Annotated in this window: 5 protein-coding genes and 1 pseudogene; 3 read left to right on the forward strand and 3 right to left on the reverse strand. The window is 71.6% G+C overall.

Annotated features, from left to right (window positions below):
• Positions 1-663: pseudogene (locus tag DY245_RS44325) on the forward strand (ATP-binding protein); the annotation flags it as partial.
• A 124-nt stretch (positions 664-787) separates the two neighbouring features.
• On the opposite strand, the gene nucS reads toward DY245_RS44325, so the two are convergent.
• A complete protein-coding gene (gene nucS, locus DY245_RS12925) occupies positions 788-1,450 on the reverse strand; it encodes an endonuclease NucS (protein WP_127153048.1) in 663 nt (220 codons plus the stop codon).
• A 249-nt stretch (positions 1,451-1,699) separates the two neighbouring features.
• Here nucS and DY245_RS12930 point away from each other — a divergent pair, with 249 nt between their 5' ends.
• On the forward strand, positions 1,700-2,092 hold the full coding sequence (locus tag DY245_RS12930) for an SCO5389 family protein (RefSeq protein WP_128506826.1): 393 nt from the start codon (positions 1,700-1,702) through the stop codon (positions 2,090-2,092).
• A gap of 185 nt (positions 2,093-2,277) precedes the next feature.
• Here the strand turns inward: DY245_RS12930 and DY245_RS12935 are convergent, their stop codons facing one another.
• Positions 2,278-3,327, reverse strand: a complete 1,050-nt coding sequence (locus tag DY245_RS12935) for an LLM class flavin-dependent oxidoreductase (protein ID WP_128506828.1) — start codon at positions 3,325-3,327, stop codon at positions 2,278-2,280.
• A 187-nt stretch (positions 3,328-3,514) separates the two neighbouring features.
• Here DY245_RS12935 and DY245_RS12940 point away from each other — a divergent pair, with 187 nt between their 5' ends.
• Positions 3,515-3,832, forward strand: a complete 318-nt coding sequence (locus DY245_RS12940) for an ATP/GTP-binding protein (protein ID WP_128506830.1) — start codon at positions 3,515-3,517, stop codon at positions 3,830-3,832.
• Between the two features lie 4 nt (positions 3,833-3,836).
• On the opposite strand, the gene DY245_RS12945 is transcribed toward DY245_RS12940, so the two are convergent.
• Positions 3,837-5,139 (reverse strand): ABC transporter permease subunit (locus tag DY245_RS12945; RefSeq protein WP_342354187.1); only part of this gene is annotated, 1,303 nt, incomplete at its 5' end.

A 5,139-nucleotide genomic window follows, 5' to 3' on the forward strand; every position in this document is an offset into this window, starting at 1 on the left:
GCCGTCCCGGCCGCGGCCGCGGCCGCCGCCGGCCCCGGAGCCGGCAAGGGTGGCAAGCGGGTGTTCGGCGGGGCCCGCCGCAACCTCGTGGCCGCGGGCGCCGGCGCACTGCTGGTGGCCGTCCTCGGCACCGTCGTCACCCTTGGCGTGACATCCGGCGGCGAGGACACCCACGACGACAAGGTCACTACGGAACAGACCACGGACGACGGCGACAGCCCGGAGCTGCCGGCCGAGGAGCCTGGTACCGGCTCCAGCCTGCCGCCCACCGGCCACGGCGCGTCCAAGCCCGGCACCCCCGGCCACCCGGCCGACCCGTCCCCGTCGACCGGCGGCCCCGCCACCAGCGGCTCGCCGACCGACCCCGGTAACGAGCCGACGGACCCGACGGACGACCCGACCCGGCCGACCGGGAAGCCCAGCACGCCCACCGGCCGGCCGACCCCCACCCACCGCCCGACCGTCGACCCGACCGATCCGACACCGACGGACGAACCGACGCCGACGGACGACCCGACGCCCACCGGCGACCCCACGCCGACGACCGGGAGCCCGTCACAGACCGCCGCCTCCGGCAGCAGCCCGGCGGGCGACCCGTCGTCGTCCGGCGGGAGCACCCCGTCGGACAGCTCCTCCGGTACGGGGGGCACCCCGGTGGCCTGACGCCCCTCCTGGCGCAGAACAGCGCAACGGCCCGGTACATGACCGGGCCGTTGCGCTGTTCTGTGCCAGGAGGGGGCCGGCGGGTCAGAACAGGCGGAGCTTGTCGTCCTCGATNGCCGGCGGGTCAGAACAGGCGGAGCTTGTCGTCCTCGATGCCGCGCAGCGCGTCGTAGTCCAGCACGACACAGCCGATACCGCGGTCGGTGGCCAGCACCCGCGCCTGCGGCTTGATCTCCTGAGCGGCGAAGATTCCCTTGACCGGGGCCAAGTGCGGGTCGCGGTTGAGGAGTTCGAGATAACGGGTGAGCTGCTCGACCCCGTCGATCTCACCACGCCGCTTGATCTCGACGGCGACGGTCTGGCTATCAGCGTCCCGGCACAAGATATCCACCGGGCCAATGGCAGTGGGGTATTCACGCCGAATCAGGGAGTAGCCCTCCCCGAGGGTTTCGATCCGGTCCGCGAGCAGTTCCTGGAGGTGAGCCTCCACGCCGTCCTTGATGAGCCCCGGGTCGACTCCGAGCTCGTGCGAGGAGTCGTGCATGACCTCTTCGAGGGTGATGATGAGCTTCTCGCCACCCTTGTTCTCGACCGTCCACACATCCCCGTCACCCTCCTTGAGAGTGCAGGGCGGGGACATCCAGTTGAGGGGTTTGTAGGCCCGGTCGTCCGCGTGAATGGAGACGGAGCCGTCCGCCTTCACCAGGATGAGACGGGGGGCCGAGGGGAGGTGGGCAGTGAGCCGGCCCGCGTAGTCCACGGAGCAGCGGGCGATGACGAGACGCATGGGGCGTCACGCTACTCGACCGGAGGCCCCCTACGCGATTCGCCCCGGACCACGGTGCCTTTACGGGGGAAACCCCCGCACCCCCGGCGCTCGCCATTGGCCGGTTGTATGTGCAATCTCCTGGTGCGGGCCCCTTGTGCGGCATACCGTTGAAGCGGGGGGTTGTGAGGCGAATACGCTCCGTCGCGGAACCCCTAGTCCCGTCCCTAGGCCCCGTCCGTCCCGACAGGGCCGCGAGAGGAGAACCTCATGTCGCTCGACGTCTCACCGGCCCTCCTCGAACAGGCCGAGCGAGGCGAGGTCGACGAAGCCGCATTTGTCGACTGCGTCCGGAACTCCCTGCCCTTTGCATGGGGGATGATCAGCTCTCTGGTGGCACAGCTGAAGGTGGACGGCGGAGAGTTCGCCGACAATCAGACGCCGCCGCCGGACGAGCAGGCGCGCGGCCAGCTGCTGCGCGCGCTGGCGAGTGACGCCATCCGCGGTTCGCTGGAGCGTCACTTCGGAGTGCGGCTCGCCTTTCAGAACTGCCACCGGGTCGCGGTCTTCCCGCTCGACCCGGCGGTGGACGACCGCCTGGCCAGATTCACCTCCATCCGCGGTCAGCTGCTGAACCAGTCGCCCGAACTCCGCGACTGCTGAACGGAGTTGCTGCCGCTGCGCACAGGGTTGCGACACGCACCGTTCCGGTGCGCCAGCGGCAGCACCACCACAGGACGATGACCTCCCTGGAGCACGGCGCCGTCGCACCACCGCACCGCAGGCACCACACCCACCCGGCACCCGCATGCCGACCGCTGCTCGCCGTCCCGCCGCACTCCGCCGGATCACCGCAGCTGCGGCAGGACCTCCGCACCCAGCCGGCGCACGTTCTCCTCCGTCGCTGCGAGGTCGCCGGAGCCCTCGACGAGCAGCGCGAACCGTGTGATGCCCGTACGCTCCGCGGACGCCGCCAGTCGGTCCGCGCACAGCCGCGACGGTCCGACGGGATGCAGCCCGCACAACAGCTCCGTATAGGCCAGCGGGTCACGCATCGCGCGATAGCGGCCGTCGACCGTCACATGCGCACCCAGGCCCTGCCGCAGCCAGCCGGGCATCGCCTTCGTCAGGCTCTCCGCCGCGGCCGCGCGGGAATCGGCGATCTGCACCACACCCGCCGAGAGATGCTCGGCCGCGGCCACCTCGTCGCCGTCCCGGCCGGCCGCCAGCGCGGCCGACCGCCACAGCGCGACCATCTCCGCCTTCTCCTCGTCCCCGCAGTGCATGCCCAGCATCATCGGCAGCCCGCGCTCGGCGGCCGTCCGGACCGACGAGGGCGAGGTGCAGGCGACCACCACCGGCGGTCCCGGGGGGACAGCACCCGGATCGTCCGGGGCGCCCAGCGCCTCGGACGGCCGCGGCACCACCGCCACCTCCCGGAAGGAATAGCGCTCGCCCTGCGCGCCGACCCGCGGCTCCCGCAGCCAGCGCATCAGCAGATCGAGCGACTCCGGGAAACCGTGGTCGTACGCGGCCAGTCCGGAGCCGAAGACCTCAAGATCCACCCAGGGGCCGCCCCGGCCGACGCCGAGCGTGAAACGGCCGTCGGAGGTGAGATGCAGCAGCGCCGCCTGCTCACCGAGCGCCACCGGATGCTGGGTCGGCAGCACACTCACCGCCGTCCCGACGCCGATCCTGCGGGTCCGCCCCAGCAGCAGCGCGGCCAGCGTCACCGCATTCGGGCAGACGCCGTACGGTACGAAGTGATGTTCCGCCAGCCAGACATCGTCGAGTCCGGACTCCTCCGCGACCTCCGCGGAGCGCACCGCGCGGTGCAGTGCTTCCCCCTGTCCCTGACCGGGGAATTGAGCGGCCAGGATGAAAGCGCCAACGCGCATCGCTCTCTGCCTCCTCGCAGCCGACGCGACTCCCCCCTTACAGGCACCAACGTCTGACACGTGCCAAGGGCACGGCCTGACGGGAAATTTCCCGATGATCGCAGAATCCTGCCGAGCGGCGCCTACCCCTGACCGCGCCGCGTACGCTGGTGACATCCCGTGACCCCGTAACTATCCGAGGTGTGCTGTGTCTCCGCGTCGAAACCGCCAGCACGGCGGTGCGAAGCCCATCGACCGCGCGGGCGGTGACCGCTACGGCCTCGAACAGACCGAGGAGTGGCGCGGCGAGGACTGGGTCGTCCGGCAGGTCGGGGGCGGCGGCGCGGCCAAGCACTACCGCTGCCCCGGCTGTGACCAGGAGATCCCGCCCGGGGTGCCGCATGTCGTCGCCTGGCCGCAGGACGGCGATGTCGACGACCGCCGGCACTGGCACAGGGCGTGCTGGAACGCACGGGACCGCCGGAGCGCGAGGCTCCAGCGGTCCCGGAATGCACCCAGATACTGACGCGTTACACGTCGCGCTTCTGCATGGCCGCGTAAGCGCCGCCAAGGGCCAGGGCGGCGACCCCCGCCATGATCCACAACGGTTCCCAGCCGGACGGGCCGCCGTCCACGAACGGGAACTTGCTGCCGTACATGACCGTGAGCTGGTTGGGAATCGAGTAGCCGAGCAGGAAGTTCCGCAGGTCGTCCAGGCTCTCGGTGAGCATGAACATCGACAGCACGAACGGCAGCAGAACGACGCCGATCATGATGGTGATCGCGCCGGCGGAGTGCCGGATCAGCGAGCCGATGGCGAGCGCCAGCAGCCCCAGCAGCGAGACGTAAAGGGCGATCCCGACGGTCGACTTGAGCCACTGACCGCCGGTGACGTCCACCTTGCTCAGGTCGCCGAGCAGGGCGTTGTCGATGACCGCCACAAGGCCGGTGACGACGGTGGTGACGACGAAGGTCAGCGCGAAGAAGACGATCGCCTTGGCGCTGAGCACCCTGCTCCGGCTGGGGCAGGCGGTCAGCGTCGTACGGATCATGCCGGTGCCGTACTCGGAGGAGGTGACCAGCACCCCGAGCGGCAGGACGCAGAGAATGCCCAGCAGCATCCCGAAGAATCCGAAGAAGAGCGGGGACACGTCGCCGATGGATTCGTTCGACGACACGGCCGTGGCGACCAGCGCGCCGACGCCGAGGACGAGGAGGGCCATCGTGCCCAGCGTCCAGATCGTCGAGCGCACCGAGCGGATCTTCGTCCACTCCGAGGCCAGCACATGGCCGAGGTGGGTGGGGCGCACCGGGATGGGCGATACATAGCCGCCGGCGGCGCCCGCTCCGGCGTAGGGGGCGTGGGGGTGGGGCTGGGCCGGCTGCTGCTGTGGCTGCTGGGCCTGGGCTTGGGGATGGGCCTGGGGATGGGCGGGCGCCTGGGCCGGGGCGTGGGCCGGCGCCTGGACCGGGGTCTGGAGCATCATCGTGCCCGCGTCCTTGCCCGGCCCGTGCGCCGCGAGCGGCTGCGGCTCGGGGAACGGCTGCGCCTGCAGCATCATCGTGCCGGCCTCCTTGGCAGGAGCCGGGGCCGGGGCCGGGGCCGGAGCCGGGGCCTGGGCCTGGGCCGGAGCGGGCTGCTCGGGCGCCGGCTGGGCCTGGAGCATCATCGTGCCCGCTTCCTTGGCGGGCGTGGGCTGCTCCGGTGCCGGCTGCGCCTGGAGCATCATCGTGCCGGCCTCCTTGGCGGGCGCGGGCTGCTCCGGCTGGGCGGGCGGGGCCGGTGCGGCCTGGGCGGGCGGCTGCGGCGGTGCGGTGGGCGGTGCGGTGGGC

This window comes from Streptomyces inhibens, assembly GCF_003389455.1.
In the GTDB taxonomy this organism is placed as follows: Bacteria; Actinomycetota; Actinomycetes; order Streptomycetales; family Streptomycetaceae; genus Streptomyces; species Streptomyces inhibens.